Here is a 16112-nt window from a genome sequence, read left to right as displayed (position 1 = left end):
GCGATCCGTTACGGACGGTTCGGGTAGAGGCCGTTGGCGACGATGCAGACGGTCTGTCCGATCGCCGGGGACTGGGTGGAGACCTTCTGGGTGGCGCCGGCCGACGCGGGGGCGACCGCCACGGTCCCACCGGTGATGCCGGTGTTGGGAACCGTGATGGAGCCGCTGGCCGTGCCGGCCACCTTGGCGCCGGTGCCTGGACCGCTGGTGTTGTACGGTCCCTTCAGGGTCATGCCGGCGCCGCCGTCGTCGATCGAGGTGTCGCCGAGGTAGACGGTGCCCGAGGCCGGGGCCGACACCGGGGTGCCGCCGTTGGTGACGGGAACGCTGACGGTGCCGGTGAAGGGAACGGTGGTCGAACCGCCCGAGCCACCACCGGTGCCGGTGAAGGTGGCGGTGTGGGTGTGCGGCTGCAGCGGCACCTGAGCCGCGGACAGAAGAAGCTCCTGCTGGCCGACTTTGGCGCCGATGGCGACATTCGCCAGACCGGGGCCGGTGCCGGACCCGATGGCGGCGCGGCCGCGCAGGTCGGGGATGCCGAAGATGTCCGCGTTGTTGCCGCCGTAGCGGTAGCCGACCAGGGAGAAGAGAGCCTGATATTCGCGGACCGCCAGCGTCCGGCCATCGGCCGGAATGTAATTGCGGGGGCACCAGTCGAACGCGAAGGTGCAGACGGTGCCGATGTACGCCTCGTCGTTGCAGGCAGCGGCGGGGGTGCTGAACAGAGCCATCCCGCTTGCCATCGCAAGCGCGGCGGTGAAAAGAGCCTTGCGCATGATGTGTCCTTCGCGTTGGGATTGTTTTTTGAGTTTTGACGACTGGTTGTCACACAAGTGAATGATTTTCTTTTTTCACGAATTTATTATCTCATAACCCTCTTGGGTGGTTAAACGGCATTTTTATACAAATTTATTCATAGTTGGGTCTGTTCTGTAATCGACACGCAAAGCGTGCGGTGTCGGCAGAAGAGCGGCCGGTCGGCCGGACGGCGGCCCCCTGGGGCACCCCCTCCGCGCGGGTCCGGCGTCCGGAACACGATCGGACGGGGCACGTTGTTCCGTAAGGGCCATCGGGATGGAGGCTCGGGGGCGGAGGCATGGCGCCAACATCATGAAAATCATCATCTTCGGACAATCCATCAGCTCCTCCTGGGGCAACGGGCACGCCACCCTGTGGCGGGGGCTGGTCAAGGCCTTGGCGCGGCGGGGCAATCGCGTCGTCTTCCTGGAGCGCGACACGCCCGAACGGGCGGAGCACCGCGACCTGTGGGACATCCCCGGCGGGGAGCTTCTGCTCTACGGCCGCTGGGAGGATGTGGCGGAGGCGGCGCAGCGTCACGCCAACGAGGCGGACGTCGCGATGGTGACCTCCGGTTGTGCGGACGGGGCGGCGGCCTCCCACCTCGTGCTGGGGTCGACGGCGCAGCGCACGGTCTATTACGACCTCGACACGCACATCACCCTGTCCCGCTCCGAAACGGGGGAGCGGCCGGCCTATCTGCCGCCGGAGGGGCTGGGCGGATTCGACACCGTGCTGAGCAGCACCGGCGGGCAGGCGCTGGAGGCGCTGAAGACGCAATTGGGCGCGCGGTTCGTGGCGCCGCTCTACGCTTGGGTCGACCCGGACCTGCACCGTCCCGCCGATCCGGTGCGGCGCTATCTCGGCGACCTCTGCCACCTCGGCGCCTGGGTCGAGGATCGGCGGGCGGCGCTGGAGGCGCTGTTCATCGAGCCGGCCCGGCGGCTGGGACGGCGGCGCTTCGTCCTAGCCGGCGGCGGCTATCCGGACGACGCGTCCTGGGGGCCCAACATCCAGCGCGTCCGGCATCTGCCGCCGGCGGAGCACGCGGCCTTCTTCTGCTCCTCCACCCTGACGCTGAACGTGACGCGCCAGCCACTGAAGGCGATGGGCTGGTGCCCGTCCGTCCGGCTGTTCGAGGCGGCGGCCTGCGGCGTTCCGGTGATCTCCGACGAATGGGAGGGGATCGGCGCCTTTTTCGAGCCGGGGCGCGACATCCTGGTCGCGCGGGAAACCGACGACGTGACCACGGCGCTGATGCTGCCGCGCGGCCATCTGGCCACGCTGGCCCAGCGCGCGCGGTCGCGCGTTCTGGAGGAACACACGGCGGAACGGCGCGTGCGGGAGTTGCGCTCCATCCTCGACATCAAGGGGGGCGGCGATGATTGATCCGACGTTCCCCGGTTGCCCGGATTGTTTCTGTTGGAAGTAAGCCGCCCTGGGCGCTCTGGCCGTCCGGTCGGGTTCCCGGTTCCGAGGTCGGCAACCCGGTGCAGGACGGCTATCCCTTCCGCGAGTCGATCCACTTCCAATACCCCGGTTACCCGAAGCCCGTTTTCGTAGAAAACAAGGAGGGGGCTATGGCAACAGGACTGTCCCGATTCCGGCTGTTCTCCGGGCCGTCAAGAGGACGGAGAGAAAGAAGAGCGTGCGTCAGACAATAAGTTCCAATGAATAACACCACAGGGACATGGGATGAACGAAGCGGTGATGCGTAGCAACAGGCCGGCTGGAAAACGTCACCCCAGCGTCGGCGTCCCTTCGGGCCTTCGTTTTCTGGAGGTGGCGCGATGGCATTGACCATCCTCACCGTGGCGTCGCCCTTCGCCCCGGTCGGCGCCGACCCGGAGAACGACGGCACGGCGGAGCAGGTGGCCGGCGCCATCGACGCCGCCCTGGTCCGCGCCGGGCACCGCTCGGTCGTCATCGCGCCGGAGGATTCGGCGGTGGCGGGAACGCTGATCCCGCTGGCGCGCGTCCATGGCGGGGCGCATGGGCAGGCGCCGGACGAGCGGGCGCAGGCCGCCGTTCTGAGGCGCGTCGCCACCGTGGTCGCCGGAGCGGTGGAGGACCACGCACCCGACCTCGTCCACATCCATGTCCGGGACTTCGACGCCCTGCTGCCGCCGCAGGACGTGCCGGTCCTGGCGACGCTCTACGAGCCGCTGGACCGCTACCGGCCGGAGGCCCTGATGTCGCGGCGGGCGAAGCTGCATCTCCAGCCGGTGTCCGCCGCCCAGGTGCGCGGGGCCTCGCCGGGGCTGACCTTCCTGCCGCCGCTGGAGATCGGGGTGGCGGTGGACCGCCTGCACATCCGCGTGCCGAAGCGCCGCTTCGCCGTCTGCCTGGGCGACATCGAGCCGGAGATGGGCTTCCACATCGCGCTGGACGCGGCGCGGCAGATCGACATGCAGCTTCTTCTCTGCGGCGGCCTGTCCCGCGGCGCGGAGGAGCAGCGCTACCTTCAGGAGGAGATCCGGCCCAGGCTTGACCCCAAGCGCCGCTTCCTCGGGCGGATCGGCTTCGGGCGCAAGCGCTGGATGCTGGGGGCGGCGCGCTGCCTGCTGGCGCCCAGCCTGATGTCGGAGCCGACCCCCGTCGCGGCGCTGGAGGCGCTGGCCTGCGGCACCCCGGTGGTGGCCTTCCCGACCGGAGCCCTGGCCGACCTCGTGGAACCGGGCGTCACCGGCTTTCTGGTCAAGGACGCCGAGGAGATGGCCCGCGCCATCGAGGACTGCGAGGGCCTGGACCCCGACGCCTGCCGCGCCGTCGCCCGCGCCCGCTACTCGCTGGACGGCATGACGGAACGCTATCTGGCGCGCTTCGAGGAACTGGTCGCGGGAGGGACGGCGGCCGCGGCGGGGGTGGCGTAGCGCCCCTTCCTTTACGGCTTGGCTCCATAGAGCTTGGCCATCGACAGCTGGTCGGCCAAGCGCCCGTCGATCAGGCTGTGGCGGCGGGCCACCGCCTCCTCCTCGAATCCGTGCCTGGCGTAGAAACGCCGGGCGCGGCCGTTGTGGCCGAACACCCAGAGCGACAGCCGGTGCAGCCGCCGCGCCCGCACCCAGAGGTCCGCCGCGGCGATCAGGCGTCCGCCGACGCCCAGCGCCCAGAAGTCCCGGCGCACCGCCAACCCCAGACCGGCCTCGTGCGCGGTGCGGGCGTAGGCGCCGGTCCACAGCGACAGCGACCCGGCGATGGTCCCGTCCGCAACGGCCAGCAGGGTGACCGTCCGGTCGCCGATCCTCTGTTCGGCGAGGAAGCGCCGGGCTGCCGCGACGTCCGGCAGGGATTCGGCGGCGCTGCGCATCAGGAAGTGGGTTTCGCTCCGCACCGCGTGGTCGTAGGCGAGGTAGGCGCCGGCGTCCGCCGGCAGGGCGGGGCGGATTTCCAGCCGTCCGATCCGCTCTTGGCGTGGCGCCTCGACGGTCGGGTCGGGAGCCGGTACGGGCCATTCGGGAACACCGTCCGCCCCGATGATCTTGCCCATCAGCCGCTCGCTGCGCCACGCGCCGTTGACGCGCAGGACGTCGCGCATCAGCCCTTCGTCGAGGAAGCCGAGCCGTTCGTAAAGGGACAGGGCGCGACCGTTGCTCTCAGCCACGGTGAGTTCCAGCCGGTGCGCGCCGGTCCGCCGCGCCCAGCTCTCCGCCGCGGCGAACAGTGCGGTGGCGACGCCGCGTCCGTTCCAGTCGCGCCGCACCCCGACCGCCAGGGTTACCGCACCGCGGTTGCGGCGGAACCGCCCGCCATGGGCGCTGAGATAGCCGACGAGATCCGGGGGACGGTTGCCAACGGTCTCGGCGACGAAGATGGTCGAGTTGCCGGGCGCCTGGAAGGCGGTGAGGTCGCGCGCCCAGAAGGGCCGCTCGCCGGGTTCGCGCAGCAGGAAATCGCTTTCCGCGTCGATCCGCGCGACCAGGGCCAGCAGGGCGTGGCGCTCGCCGGGCCGGGCTTCGCGGATGGAAAAGCCGCCGATGGTCTGGCCGATGGTCTGGATGTCCCGCATGGCGCGCAGCCTAAGCCCGCCCAGGGCCGATGGCAAAGCGGTTGTTGCCGTGTGGCCGGCACGGCTATCGTCGCGCCATCGTGAGACCTGGAGTTGCCATGCCCACCGTGACCGTCCGTCCGGCCATCGAGGCCGATTGCCCGACCATTCTCCGCTTCGTCCGGGAACTCGCCGAATTCGAAAACGAACCCCACGCCGTGAAGGCGAGCGAGGCGGACTTCCGGCGCGACGGCTGGGGCGAGCGTCCGGTGTTCGAGGCGCTGATCGCCGAACTGGACGGGGAGCCCGTCGGCTTCGCGCTGTGCTTCCGCAACTATTCCACCTGGGAAGGGCGGGCCGGCCTGTTCGTGGAGGATCTCTACGTCACCCCGGAAGCGCGGCGCTATGGCGTGGGCCGCAAGCTGCTGGCGACGGTGGCGAAACTGGCGGACGAGCGGGGCTGCCGCCGTGTCGACCTGAATGTGCTGCACTGGAACCCGGCGCGCGATTTCTATCTGCGCATCGGCTTCAAACAGATGGAGGAGTGGCTTCCCTACCGTCTCACCGGCGATGCGATCGCGGCACTGGCCGCGCAGGCGGATGAGGCTTGAGGGAACGTCGGTATCTGACGGTTCCGGTGGGCTGACGGTCGGGGCTTGTTGACGGCCCCGACCTCATCGCCACCACGCGGTACTTATGCCTTGGTCCTGCGGGACCCTCAGGCGGCCTTGGCCAGCATCGCGGCGTTCAGCAGGTCCAGGTAGCCGGACCGCTCTTCGCGCAGGGTGGACAGCAGGTCGGCGAGGCTTTCGCGGACGAAGGGGTCGTTCTGGCCGTCGATCCGGTTCTGCGCCAGCTGGATGAACTCATCGACCAGGGCGATGTGAACGCGAGAGGACGAGGTAATCTGTTCGGTGGTGGTGGCGATCAGCATTTTAAAACTCCGTTTTGTCTTGTGTGTTCGTGATGTCTCTATTTGGCCATGTCCCGGTTAACGACTTACTAACGGGGGCTCCGCGGGGCTGGTGTCTTGAGGGGTAATCCCGCGACCGACAAATATAGGGAGCTTTTACCCGGAAGGATTACCACTTCTCTTGAAATGAACGGACGCTTTTCTGAGGCTGTGAGACTTTTCAAGGACTTCCGGCGAAGGTCGTAGCGGCCGGACCGTCATAGGCGGGAGGGAGGCGGAGCCTTAACGGTGGCGTCCACAAGCCTTAAGCCGCCGCGGCGGGGCGTTAACAGGCCGTCCCGCCGGGCGGAGTACATCCTTTGCGGGGCCCGGTGCGCCGGGCGTAGCTCCTTACGCGGCGCGCGGCAGCCGGCCCGCGGCGTGGTCGATGCGGTCGGCGCGCTCCAGCGCCTGGGCGACCAGATCGTCGAACAGATCGTTGACCAAGGCCGACAGGCGCACCGGCGCGCCGCCAAGCTGCGGCCCTTCCATCAGCAGGGAGCCTTCCTCGCCGGGGCCGACCACGCGCCAGCCCTTCGCCGTCATCTCGGCGACGCGGGTCTTGGCGATGAAGGCGCGGACATGGTCCATGGCGAAATCGCTCATTCGAATCTCCCAGGGCTGGAGAGGGGCAACGGGATGGGGGGATAGGGCGGCGGGGCCGGTCACGCAGAAACGGTAACGCAGGAAACGGAACGCAACAAGAACAAATTCGGCCGGACCCTTGCCCAAAGGGGATTCCGCGTTGATTCCCCTTGCCCGGCGGGCGATTCGGGAAAAAATTCGCTGACCGGAACGATGTTCGAACCGACGAGGACCTGACCATGACCGGCAAGACCGGGATGCGCACCGAAACCGACAGCTTCGGACCGATCGAGGTTGCCGCCGACCGTTACTGGGGCGCCCAGACGCAGCGCTCGCTGCGCAACTTCCGCATCGGCGGTGAGCGCATGCCGCCGGCGCTGGTGCGCGCGCTCGGCATCCAGAAGAAGGCGTCGGCGCTCGCCAACATGGCGCTGGAGGTGCTCGACCCCCGGCTGGGCCGCGCCATCGTCGAGGCGGCGGAGGAGGTGATCGACGGCACGCTGGCCGATCATTTCCCGTTGGTGGTCTGGCAAACCGGCTCCGGCACCCAGACCAACATGAACGCGAACGAGGTCATCTCCAACCGCGCCATCGAGGCGCTGGGCGGCGAGATGGGGTCGAAGAAGCCGGTCCACCCCAACGACCACGTCAACATGGGGCAGTCGTCCAACGACAGCTTCCCCACCGCCATGCACATCGCCGCGGCCGAGCAGATCCACCACGAGCTTCTGCCGGCGCTGGAGCACCTGCACGCGGCGCTGGCGGCGAAGGCGGCGGAGTTCGCCGACATTGTGAAGATCGGGCGCACCCACCTCCAGGACGCCACGCCGCTGACCCTGGGGCAGGAGTTCTCCGGCTACGCCGCCCAGATCGCCTACGGGATCGAGCGGGTGAAGGCGTCGCTGCCGCAGCTCTACCGGCTGGCCCAGGGGGGCACGGCGGTTGGCACCGGGCTCAACGCCAAGACCGGCTTCGCCGAAGCCTTTGCCGCGGAGGTGGCGTCGATCACCGGGCTGCCCTTCGTCACAGCCGAGAACAAGTTCGAGGCGCTGGCGACCCACGACGCGCTGGTCGACGCCCACGGCAGCCTGAACACGCTGGCGGTGTCGCTGATGAAGATCGCCAACGACATCCGTCTGCTCGGCTCCGGCCCGCGCTGCGGCATCGGGGAGATCGCGCTGCCGGAGAACGAGCCCGGCTCCTCCATCATGCCCGGCAAGGTGAACCCCACCCAGTCGGAGGCGATGACCATGGTCTGCGCCCAAGTGATGGGCAACCAGACCACCGTCAGCATCGCCGGCGCCACCGGCCATTTCGAGCTGAACGTTTTCAAGCCGGTGATCGCCTACAACGTCCTCCAGTCGATCCGGCTGCTGGCCGACGCCTGCAACAGCTTCACCGACAACGCGGTGGTCGGCATCGAGGCGAACCGCGAGCGGATCGGCCAGTTGCTGAACGAGAGCCTGATGCTGGTCACAGCGCTGAACCCGCACATCGGCTACGACAACGCGGCGAAGATCGCCAAGAAGGCCCACAAGGAGGGAACGACCCTGAAACAGGCCGGCGTGGCGCTGGGCCTGCTGACCGAGGAGCAGTTCGATCAGTGGGTCAAGCCGGAAACCATGGTGAAGCCCCGGTGAGCGGGGCTGCGCGCCATCCATGAAGAAGCGCTCCGTCCTCATCGCCGGGCACCCGACCAGCGTCTCCCTGGAAGAGGAATTCTGGGAGGCGCTGAAGGGCCTTGCGCAGGCGCGGGGCATGTCGGTCAACGCGCTGATCGAGGAGATCGATTCGACCCGCAGCGGCAACCTGTCGAGCGCGATCCGCGTCCATGTGCTGAACGCGGTGCAGGGGCGGGGGTAGGGGACCCGAAACCCTCGCCGGGGCGCCCCTGGACAGGCGGCGGGGGGACGGCTACACCCTTGCGCCGGACCGTCCCCTTTCCCCCGTGCCAGAGTGTCCGCCCGTGACGCCCGATATCACCGTCCTCGACACCGTTGCCTTCCTGTGGTTCCTCGCCTGCTGGGCGGGCTTCACGCTGATCCAGGACCACATGCTGGGCGGGCGCATGGTCGTCAACCAGCATCTGAAGAAGGTGCGCCGCCACTGGATGGAGCGGATGCTGGAGCGCGACAACCGCATCATGGATTCACAGCTCGTCGGCCACACGATGCAGAGCTGCACCTTCTTCGCCAGCACGAACATGCTGGTGCTGGCCGGTCTGGTCGGCGCCTTCGGCGCGGTGGAGAACGCCCACAAGCTGGTCGGCACGCTGTCCTTCACGGTGCAGACCACGCGCGAGTTCTTCGAGCTGAAGATGCTGCTGCTCGTGGCGATCTTCACCTTCGGCTTCTTCAAATTCACCTGGGCGCTGCGTCAGTACAATTACTGCTGCGCCCTGATCGGCTCCGCCCCGTTGCCACCGGTCCCGGCGGAGGAGAAGACCGCGATGGCGGACAGCATCGCCGCCGCCATGACGCTGGCCGTCAAGGCGCTGAACGGCGGCATGCGCGCCTATTACTTCGCCATGGCGGCGCTGGCCTGGATGCTCGGCCCTTGGTTCTTCATGGTGTCCACCGCGGCGGTCATTGTCGTCCTGACCCGCCGGCAGGGCTTCTCCGCGACGGAGAAGGTCATCCGCGTACAGGCGGATGCGCTGGAGAAACGCAAACGGCCATGATGCACGTTTTTGGCGATAAATATGTTAAAATGTTCTAAATCTGCGACGTTATGGCCAATACGCTGCAGCGCAAATCAATGCTTTTGTCATAGCCGCCTGATGAACGCGTGCGGTGCAGCACGCCACGCTTGAGGGGGTTGGCCATGGACATCGACACAGCGGTATCGGTCTTGAATTCGCTGGACGAGGCGGAACGGCTCCTGGCGGAAGTCCGGCTGCATCCGGGAGCCTGCGGCGCCGCCAAGGAGTTCATGGACCGCAACCGCGAGCTGCTCGATCAGGCCCGCCACTGCATCGATGCCGCGCACGAACTGGCCTGACGCTGGCCCGATTCTGGCCTGATGCCGGTTTGACGAGGTACGGGAGCGGCCGCTTCCCGCCGCACATCAGCCCTTCCTGAGGACCTTGCCGCCCGTGCCGGCCATCTTCGCCCAATCCTTCGCGAAATAGGCGAAGTCGCGGGACGGGCGGCTGTAGAGATAGCCCTGCGCCAGCGGCACCCCCAGCTCCGTCAGGAGCTGCGCGTGCTCCGGCCCCTCCACCTGCTCCCCGATCAGCCCGAGGCCGAGCTGGCCGCACACGTCGACGATGGAGCGCAGCATTGCCATGTCCCGCCCGTTGTTCACGGCGCCGCGGACGAAATGCCCGTCGATCTTGGCGAAATCGGCCTGGATGCCGTAGAGCGACTGGAAGGAGGTCGAACCGGCCCCGACGTCATCCAGGCAGATGCGGAACCCGGCGGCGCGCAGCTTCTGCAGGACCTCGTTCAGCTTGGCGATGTCGGTGACGACGACGGTCTCCGTCACCTCGACCAGCAGCTTGCGGGCCAGTTCGCCATAGGGCTCGGTCACCGCCAGGAACTGGCGCAGGAAGATCGGGCTCATCAGCGTCTTGGCGGACAGGTTGATCGCCACGTCCGGCAGGGTCGGTTCCTTGCGGTGGGCGTGCATGGTGTCCAGCACCGACTGCGTCAGCAGCAGGTCGAAGTCGTAGATCAGCCCGACATCCTCGGCGAAGGTGATGAAGTCCGCCGGGGACGGCATGCCCTCCACCCGCGTCAGCGCCTCCAGATGGTGGACGGTCCGGGTCCCGATATCGACGATGGGCTGGTAGACCACGAAGAAGTTGCGTTTCTCGATGGTCGCGCGCAGCCGGCCGATGCGGTCCACCGCGTCGGACAGCATGCGCTTGGCGCCGTCCTCCAGGCTGGAGATGGTGAACTCGCCGCCCTGGGCCGACGCGAAGGCCTGCACCGTGTAGACCAGTGCGCGCGCCGCGTCGGCGGGGTCCAGCCGCTCGTCCGACACGTCCAGCGACCAGGTGCGGATGCCGCCGGGCAGCTCGCCGCCGACGCTCTGGATGATCTGGGTGATGTGGTCCTGCACCTCCTGCCCGTCGATGTCGGAGGCGTGGACGATGCCGTAGCGGTCGGTGGCCAGTTGCCCGGCGCTGTCGCCGTTGGCCGAGATCGCCCGCAGATAGGCCTCGATCCCCTGCATCACCTCGCTCGCCGCCCCTTCGGGCAGGGCGTCGACCATCGATTGCAGGCCGTCGATCAGCAGCAGGGTCAGGGCGTTGTCCAGCCCCTTCTCCCGCGCCTTGAGGATGCGGTCCTCCAGGATGTGGCTGAAGGCGTTGCCGTCGAGAAGCTGGCCGGCGGCGGCCAGCGCCTCGTTCGTGTTGCGCGGGCCGGAAGCCAGCAGCACGGTCAGGAACAGCGAGCCGGGGCAGGAGTCGAGCCGGCAGCCGCCGAGCAGCGCCGGGAAGCGGTTGCCGTCGCAGCCCTGGAAGACGACGCGCGCCGGCTTGATGCGGCCCTTGTCCTGAATGCGCTTGAACAGGACGGTGACGTACTTGCGGTCGTTGGGCGCCACGACGTCGAGCAGGCTGCTGCCGACCAAGCCCGCCACGTCGCCTTCGGTCAGGCGGCAGCGCGCCCCCGCGCTGAACAGGATGGTGCCCTTCGCGTCGGTCTCGATCAGCAGATCCGCCGCGGCGAAGGCGAAGCCGACGAAGCGGTCGCGCTCGCGGTGCGACGGGCGTCGGACCTGCGTGCTGGTCTGCGGCACCGGGCGTCTGATCGAGTCATGCGCAAGCTGCATCGGCAATAGCCCGAAATTGAGAAAAAATTTATCGAATTGCGCCATTCATTGAATGGAGACTAGCCGTGTTCCCGTTCTGAAAAAAGCGGCAAGATTTGCCCCGCCGTTCCGAAGAAAAATTCGGAACCTAGAATTTTCAATGATTTAAAGAGAAATATGGTTTTGAGCCGCGCCGGATTATCGCACCCGCCGCGAGAAAAAAACGACTGCGGGCCGTTTCCGAACAGGAAACGGCCCGCAGCGACGATCGAAAGCGGAGAATCGACCGGAAGGGTCAGGTGCGGGGATGGAGCCGGGTCACATGGCCCATCTTGCGGCCCGGCCGGGACTCCGCCTTGCCGTAGAGGTGGAGGCGGGCGCCGGGCTCGGCCATCAGCGCCGGCCAGCGGTCCGCGTCGGCGCCGATCAGATTCTCCATCTCGGCGTCGGCCACCCGCTCCACCGAGCCGAGCGGCAGGCCGCAGACGGCGCGGACGAGCTGCTCGAACTGGCAGGAATGGCAGGCGTCCATGGTCCAGTGGCCGGAATTGTGCGGGCGCGGGGCCATCTCGTTGACCAGCACGCCGCCGTCCGGCGTCACGAACATCTCAACCGCCAGCACGCCGACGAGGTCCAGCGCCTCGGCGATGCGGCGGGCGACCCGCTCGGCCTCGGCCGCCGTCTCCGCCGGAACGCGGGCCGGGGCGATGGTCTTGTCGAGGATGCCGTCCTTGTGCCGGTTCTCCACGGCGGGGTAGGCGGCCATGCTACCGTCCAGCCCGCGGGCGACGATCACCGACACCTCGCAGGTGAAGGAGACGAAGCCCTCCACGATGCCGGCGTCGGAGCCGATGGCCGCCCAGGCCTCCGCCGGGTCGCTGCCCGGCTCGATGCGGGCCTGCCCCTTGCCGTCATAGCCGAGGCGGGTGGATTTCAGGATGCAGCGCGGGCCGATCTCGGCCACGGCCTTCGCCACCTCGTCGGCGCTTCGGGCGGCGCGCCAGGGGGCGGTGCCGATGCCCAGCGCGTTGACGAAGGACTTTTCCTCCACCCGGTCCTGGGCGACCGATAGCACCTTCCCGCCGGGGTGGACGGGGGTGAAGCGGTTCAGATGCTCGACTACGGCGACCGGGACGTTCTCCCACTCCAGGGTCACCACGTCGACGGAGCGGGCGAAGGCTTCCAGCGCGTCGAGGTCGTCCCAGCCGGCGGAGGTGACGGCCGCCGCGACCTGGGCGCCGGGGCTGCCCTCCGATCCCGGCGCGTAGACGTGCGTCTTGTAGCCCAGCCGGGCGGCGGCGAGCGCGGTCATGCGGCCGAGCTGCCCGTCGCCGAGCATGCCGATGGTCGAGCCGGGCGGAAGGATGCGGTGGGTCATGGTTCAGGCGGGCTCGTCGACGGGGGCCTCGGCGACGGCGGCGGTCTGGCGGGCGCGCCAGGCGTCCAGCGCCTCGGCGACCGCCGGGTCCATCAGGGCGATGACCGAACCGGCGAGCAAGGCGGCGTTGATCGCGCCGGCCTTGCCGATGGCCAGCGTGCCCACCGGAACGCCGCCGGGCATCTGGACGATCGACAGCAGGCTGTCCATGCCCTTCAGCGCGTGGCTTTCCACCGGGACGCCGAAGACGGGCAGGGGGGTCATGGAGGCGGCCATGCCCGGCAGGTGGGCGGCGCCGCCGGCACCGGCGATGACCACCTTCAGGCCGCGCTCGCGGGCGGTGGTCGCGTACTCGACCAGACGCTGCGGGGTGCGGTGGGCGGAGACGATCCGGACCTCGTGCGGAACGCCGAGCGCGGTCAGCGTCTCGGCGGCGTGCTTCATGGTGGTCCAGTCCGACTGGCTGCCCATGATGATGCCGACCAGCGGCTTGCGGTCGGTGGTGGCGGCGATGGATGCGGACACGGCGCGCGCTTTCCTCTAGGTCCGGAAAGCGGCGCATTATAGAAAGCGCGCACGCGGAGTCCAGCGCGACGCGATGCGCCGGGCCATGTTCCCCGCCGAAACGCCGCGTCAGGCGATGATGTCGGGCAGCATACGGCTTTCCAGAACCATGATCTGGTCCTTGAGCGCGAGTTTGCGCTTCTTCAGACGTTGCATCTGAAGCTGGTCGAACGGCGCACGTTCGTGCAGTCGGGCGATCACGTCGTCGAGGTCGCGATGCTCGCTGCGAAGCGTGGCCAGTTTTTCCTTCAGCATCTCTTGTTCGTTCATACGCGCGGGGCCCGCTGGCTGAGCGGCGGGGACTATACCAGATTTCCGGCGCAACGGCAGTGCGAAACCACGCATTCTTCGCAGGGTTATAATCCGGTCGCCGGAATGTAATATACTCGGAGGACCAGAACCATTGCGGTGGAGCAACGTTCTGGTATGACTACCTTTCGCAGCGGTTCCAGACGACACGGGACAGTCATCCATGACAGCAGGCAAGCGCATCGGCATTCTCACCAGCGGCGGCGACTGCGCCGGGCTGAACGCGGTCATCCGCGCGGTGGTCCACCGGGCCGTCCTGACCTACGGCTGGCAGGTCCTGGGCATCAAGGAAGGCACCCAGGGGTTGCTGCAGCGCCCGGTGCAGTATCAGGTGCTCGACCTGCCGCAGGTCGACGGCAACATGATGCGCATGGGCGGCACGATCCTCGGCACGACCAACCGCGGCGACCCCTTCGCCTACCCGATGGCCGACGGCACCCAGAAGGACCGGTCGGACGAGATCATCGGCGGCTACCGTGAGCTGGGGCTGGACGCGCTGATCGGCATCGGCGGCGACGGCAGCTTCGCCATCCTGAAGAAGCTGGCCGACAAGGGCGGCTTCCAGATGGTCGGCATCCCCAAGACCATCGACAACGATCTCGGCCTGACCGAGGTGTCGGTCGGCTACGACACCGCCGTCGGCGTGGCGGTCGAGGCGCTCGACCGGCTCCAGCCGACCGCGGCCAGCCACGCCCGCGTCATGGTGCTGGAGGTGATGGGCCGCGACGCCGGCCACATCGCCTTGGCCGCGGGCATCGCCGGCGGTGCCGACGTGGTGCTGATCCCCGAGATCGCTTATTCCATCGAGAAGATCGCCCAGAAGATCAAGCAGGTGCGCTCGACCGGCCGCAACTTCGCCCTGGTCGTGGTGTCGGAGGCGGTGAAGACCGTGGACGGCACCGGCGTGCAGAAGCTGTTCCAGGGCGGTCAGAAGCGCTACGGCGGCATCGGCGACTACATCGGCGAGAAGATCGCCGAGGCGACGGGGGCGGAGACCCGCGTCACCGTTCTGGGCCACGTCCAGCGCGGCAGCATGCCCAGCCCGCGCGACCGTCTGGTCGCCTCGGCCTTCGGCGTGCACGCCGTGGACCTGATCGCCGAGGGCAAGTTCGACCGCATGGTCGCCTGGTCGGACCGCGGCGTCATCGACGTGCCGATCACCGAGGCGATCGCCAAGTACGCCTGCGTGGAGCTGGACGGCGCCATGGTCAAGACCGCCCGCGGCCTGGGCATCAGCCTGGGCGACTGAGCGGCGACTTCGGGGAGGCAGGCGCGGCGATGTCGGAAAACCCGCTCTGGGACTTCTCGCTCGCCGTCTACGGACGGCCCGGCGTGTCCGCCGCCTGCCTCGATCTTCAGGACCGGCTCGGCCAGGACGTGAACCTTCTGCTGTTCGCCGCCTGGGCGGGCATGGCCTGCAACGCCGACCTTCCGGCGGGCGAACTGGCGCGGATCGACTCCGCGGTCGCCCCTTGGCGGGACGAGGTGGTCCGCCCGCTGCGCGCCGTCCGCCGCCGGGCGAAGGGGGAGGACGATGCCCTCTACAAGCGCCTGAAGGCGGTGGAGCTGGAGGCGGAGCGCGTCCAGCAGGACCGTCTCTTCGCCCTGTCCGGACTTACCCCCACGCCGGGTGGCGGCGTCGCGCTGGCCGCGGTCAATCTCTACCGGCTGGTGCCGGAGGGCGACCCGGCGGTGATGGCGTTGCTGGCGGCGCTCGACACGCCGCCTGAGCCCTGACGGAACCGGTGCGATGCCGCATGTCACGCTCACCTCCGCGCGCCTGATCCTGCGTCCCTGGCGCGACGGGGACGGCGACGCCTTTCACGCGCTGTCACGGAATCCCGCGGTGATGGAGCATCTGCTGCCGCTTTCCGATCGCGCGGCCAGCGACGCGGTGATTCAGCGCATCGGCGAGCATTTCGACCAACACGGCTTCGGCTTTTGGGCGGTGGAGCGGCCCGGCCACAGCCCCTTTATCGGCTTCGTCGGCTTGGCCCGCGTGACGTGGGAGGCGCCCTTCGCCCCCGCCGTGGAGGTGGGGTGGCGGCTCGACCCCGCCCACTGGGGGCAAGGGCTGGCGACCGAGGCCGCCGGGCTGGCGCTGGCCCACGGGTTCGGCGCGGTTGGGCTGGACGAGATCGTCGCCTTCACCGTGCCGGAGAACCGGCGGTCGCAGCGGGTTATGGAGCGGCTGGGGATGGAGCGCGACGCGGCGGGCGACTTCGATCACCCGCGGGTTCCCGATGGGCATCGCCTGAAGCGGCACGTCCTCTACCGGATCGGGCGCGGCCGCTGGCGGGACGGGATCGGCGCTGGTGTCAGCGGACCAGGATGAGGCTGTTGCGGTCGCCGGTCTCGTCGGAGACCTGGAAGGGCTTGCCGACGTAGAAGGCTTGGCAGCGCTTGCCGCCGGACAGGCGGGTCAGCCCGGCCTCCCACTCCTGGCCGCGCGGGCCGAGGATGCGCAGTTTCAACTGGTCGAGCAGCGGGAAGATCTGATAGCCCTCGAGATCCAGCGGCTCCCCCTTCGCGGAGAAGGCCTCCTGGTTCAACGTGAGGGTCTTGCCGTTGAGGTCCAGCTTGACGTCCTGCGCCCACGGGCAGCCGCCACCGGCGGGCTTCTCGTTGGCGGCGGCGGGCGCCGCGGTCAGGATCGCCGGGACGAGGGCGCAGGTGAGGGCGAGGGCGCAGACGTTCAAGGTGCTTGTCATCGACGGAATGCTTTTCATAAGCGGGACGCGGTCCTCGCGCTGAATACCCCGGTATGCTCCAGGGCA

The 16112-nt window shown here is 68.4% G+C and carries 19 protein-coding genes; 10 read left to right on the top strand and 9 right to left on the bottom strand.

The window, feature by feature from the left end:
- Positions 1–8: 8 nt before the first annotated feature.
- Positions 9–776 (bottom strand): phage tail protein, encoded by a 768-nt coding sequence (locus ACWPN7_RS13620; RefSeq protein WP_149650517.1) that lies wholly within the window; start codon positions 774–776, stop codon positions 9–11.
- A gap of 334 nt (positions 777–1110) precedes the next feature.
- Here ACWPN7_RS13620 and ACWPN7_RS13615 point away from each other — a divergent pair, with 334 nt between their 5' ends.
- Positions 1111–2187 (top strand): CgeB family protein, encoded by a 1077-nt coding sequence (locus tag ACWPN7_RS13615; protein ID WP_459197983.1) that lies wholly within the window; start codon positions 1111–1113, stop codon positions 2185–2187.
- A gap of 401 nt (positions 2188–2588) precedes the next feature.
- Positions 2589–3671: a glycosyltransferase gene (locus tag ACWPN7_RS13610; RefSeq protein WP_038528767.1), complete on the top strand. Its 1083-nt coding sequence runs from the start codon at positions 2589–2591 to the stop codon at positions 3669–3671.
- An 11-nt stretch (positions 3672–3682) separates the two neighbouring features.
- Here the strand turns inward: ACWPN7_RS13610 and ACWPN7_RS13605 are convergent, their stop codons facing one another.
- Positions 3683–4807: a GNAT family N-acetyltransferase gene (locus ACWPN7_RS13605; RefSeq protein ID WP_459197982.1), complete on the bottom strand. Its 1125-nt coding sequence runs from the start codon at positions 4805–4807 to the stop codon at positions 3683–3685.
- A 98-nt stretch (positions 4808–4905) separates the two neighbouring features.
- Here ACWPN7_RS13605 and ACWPN7_RS13600 point away from each other — a divergent pair, with 98 nt between their 5' ends.
- Positions 4906–5397 carry a GNAT family N-acetyltransferase gene (locus ACWPN7_RS13600; RefSeq protein WP_038528764.1) on the top strand — a complete coding sequence of 164 codons (492 nt, stop codon included), beginning with the start codon at positions 4906–4908 and terminating at the stop codon, positions 5395–5397.
- 107 nt (positions 5398–5504) lie between these two features.
- Here the strand turns inward: ACWPN7_RS13600 and ACWPN7_RS13595 are convergent, their stop codons facing one another.
- Both ACWPN7_RS13595 and ACWPN7_RS13590 read right to left on the bottom strand, forming a co-directional pair.
- Entirely contained in the window at positions 5505–5720 is a 216-nt protein-coding gene (locus ACWPN7_RS13595) for a hypothetical protein (RefSeq protein WP_038528762.1), read from the bottom strand.
- A 369-nt stretch (positions 5721–6089) separates the two neighbouring features.
- Complete coding sequence (locus tag ACWPN7_RS13590) at positions 6090–6344, bottom strand: hypothetical protein (RefSeq protein ID WP_103041188.1); 255 nt, start codon at positions 6342–6344, stop codon at positions 6090–6092.
- Positions 6345–6562: 218 nt separating this feature from the next.
- On the opposite strand from ACWPN7_RS13590, the gene fumC reads away from it, so the two are divergent.
- The 4 genes from fumC to ACWPN7_RS13570 all read left to right on the top strand — a co-directional run bounded on the left by fumC (position 6563) and on the right by ACWPN7_RS13570 (position 9323).
- Positions 6563–7963 (top strand): class II fumarate hydratase, encoded by a 1401-nt coding sequence (gene fumC, locus ACWPN7_RS13585; RefSeq protein WP_014239902.1) that lies wholly within the window; start codon positions 6563–6565, stop codon positions 7961–7963.
- A 19-nt stretch (positions 7964–7982) separates the two neighbouring features.
- Positions 7983–8186, top strand: a complete 204-nt coding sequence (locus tag ACWPN7_RS13580) for a ribbon-helix-helix domain-containing protein (protein ID WP_014239903.1) — start codon at positions 7983–7985, stop codon at positions 8184–8186.
- A 103-nt stretch (positions 8187–8289) separates the two neighbouring features.
- Positions 8290–9003 (top strand): DUF599 domain-containing protein, encoded by a 714-nt coding sequence (locus tag ACWPN7_RS13575; protein ID WP_014239904.1) that lies wholly within the window; start codon positions 8290–8292, stop codon positions 9001–9003.
- 143 nt (positions 9004–9146) lie between these two features.
- On the top strand, positions 9147–9323 hold the full coding sequence (locus tag ACWPN7_RS13570; RefSeq protein WP_155903422.1) for a hypothetical protein: 177 nt from the start codon (positions 9147–9149) through the stop codon (positions 9321–9323).
- Between the two features lie 66 nt (positions 9324–9389).
- Here the strand turns inward: ACWPN7_RS13570 and ACWPN7_RS13565 are convergent, their stop codons facing one another.
- From ACWPN7_RS13565 to ACWPN7_RS13550, 4 genes are all read right to left on the bottom strand, one after another.
- The gene (locus ACWPN7_RS13565; protein ID WP_492273321.1) at positions 9390–11105 is read right to left on the bottom strand and encodes an EAL domain-containing protein; all 1716 of its coding nucleotides are present in this window, start codon (positions 11103–11105) and stop codon (positions 9390–9392) included.
- Between the two features lie 274 nt (positions 11106–11379).
- Complete coding sequence (locus tag ACWPN7_RS13560) at positions 11380–12462, bottom strand: 5-(carboxyamino)imidazole ribonucleotide synthase (protein ID WP_103041187.1); 1083 nt, start codon at positions 12460–12462, stop codon at positions 11380–11382.
- Between the two features lie 3 nt (positions 12463–12465).
- Positions 12466–12933 (bottom strand): 5-(carboxyamino)imidazole ribonucleotide mutase, encoded by a 468-nt coding sequence (purE, locus tag ACWPN7_RS13555; protein WP_051140162.1) that lies wholly within the window; start codon positions 12931–12933, stop codon positions 12466–12468.
- A gap of 162 nt (positions 12934–13095) precedes the next feature.
- On the bottom strand, positions 13096–13281 hold the full coding sequence (locus tag ACWPN7_RS13550) for a YdcH family protein (protein ID WP_014239909.1): 186 nt from the start codon (positions 13279–13281) through the stop codon (positions 13096–13098).
- Positions 13282–13498: 217 nt separating this feature from the next.
- On the opposite strand from ACWPN7_RS13550, the gene ACWPN7_RS13545 reads away from it, so the two are divergent.
- From ACWPN7_RS13545 to ACWPN7_RS13535, 3 genes are read left to right on the top strand one after another with little or no spacing between them, the layout of a single operon-like run.
- On the top strand, positions 13499–14584 hold the full coding sequence (locus ACWPN7_RS13545) for an ATP-dependent 6-phosphofructokinase (RefSeq protein WP_014239910.1): 1086 nt from the start codon (positions 13499–13501) through the stop codon (positions 14582–14584).
- A gap of 29 nt (positions 14585–14613) precedes the next feature.
- Complete coding sequence (locus ACWPN7_RS13540) at positions 14614–15072, top strand: TIGR02444 family protein (RefSeq protein ID WP_349621393.1); 459 nt, start codon at positions 14614–14616, stop codon at positions 15070–15072.
- A gap of 13 nt (positions 15073–15085) precedes the next feature.
- Positions 15086–15670, top strand: coding sequence for a GNAT family N-acetyltransferase (locus ACWPN7_RS13535; RefSeq protein ID WP_492273320.1), 585 nt, complete (start codon positions 15086–15088; stop codon positions 15668–15670).
- Here the strand turns inward: ACWPN7_RS13535 and ACWPN7_RS13530 are convergent.
- Positions 15654–16046 (bottom strand): hypothetical protein, encoded by a 393-nt coding sequence (locus ACWPN7_RS13530; protein WP_014239913.1) that lies wholly within the window; start codon positions 16044–16046, stop codon positions 15654–15656. The genes ACWPN7_RS13535 and ACWPN7_RS13530 overlap by 17 nt on opposite strands.
- Positions 16047–16112: the final 66 nt, after the last annotated feature.

The sequence above is a fragment of the Azospirillum sp. UENF 312511 genome (assembly GCF_058780635.1).
This window is presented reverse-complemented; position numbering and strand designations above follow the sequence as displayed.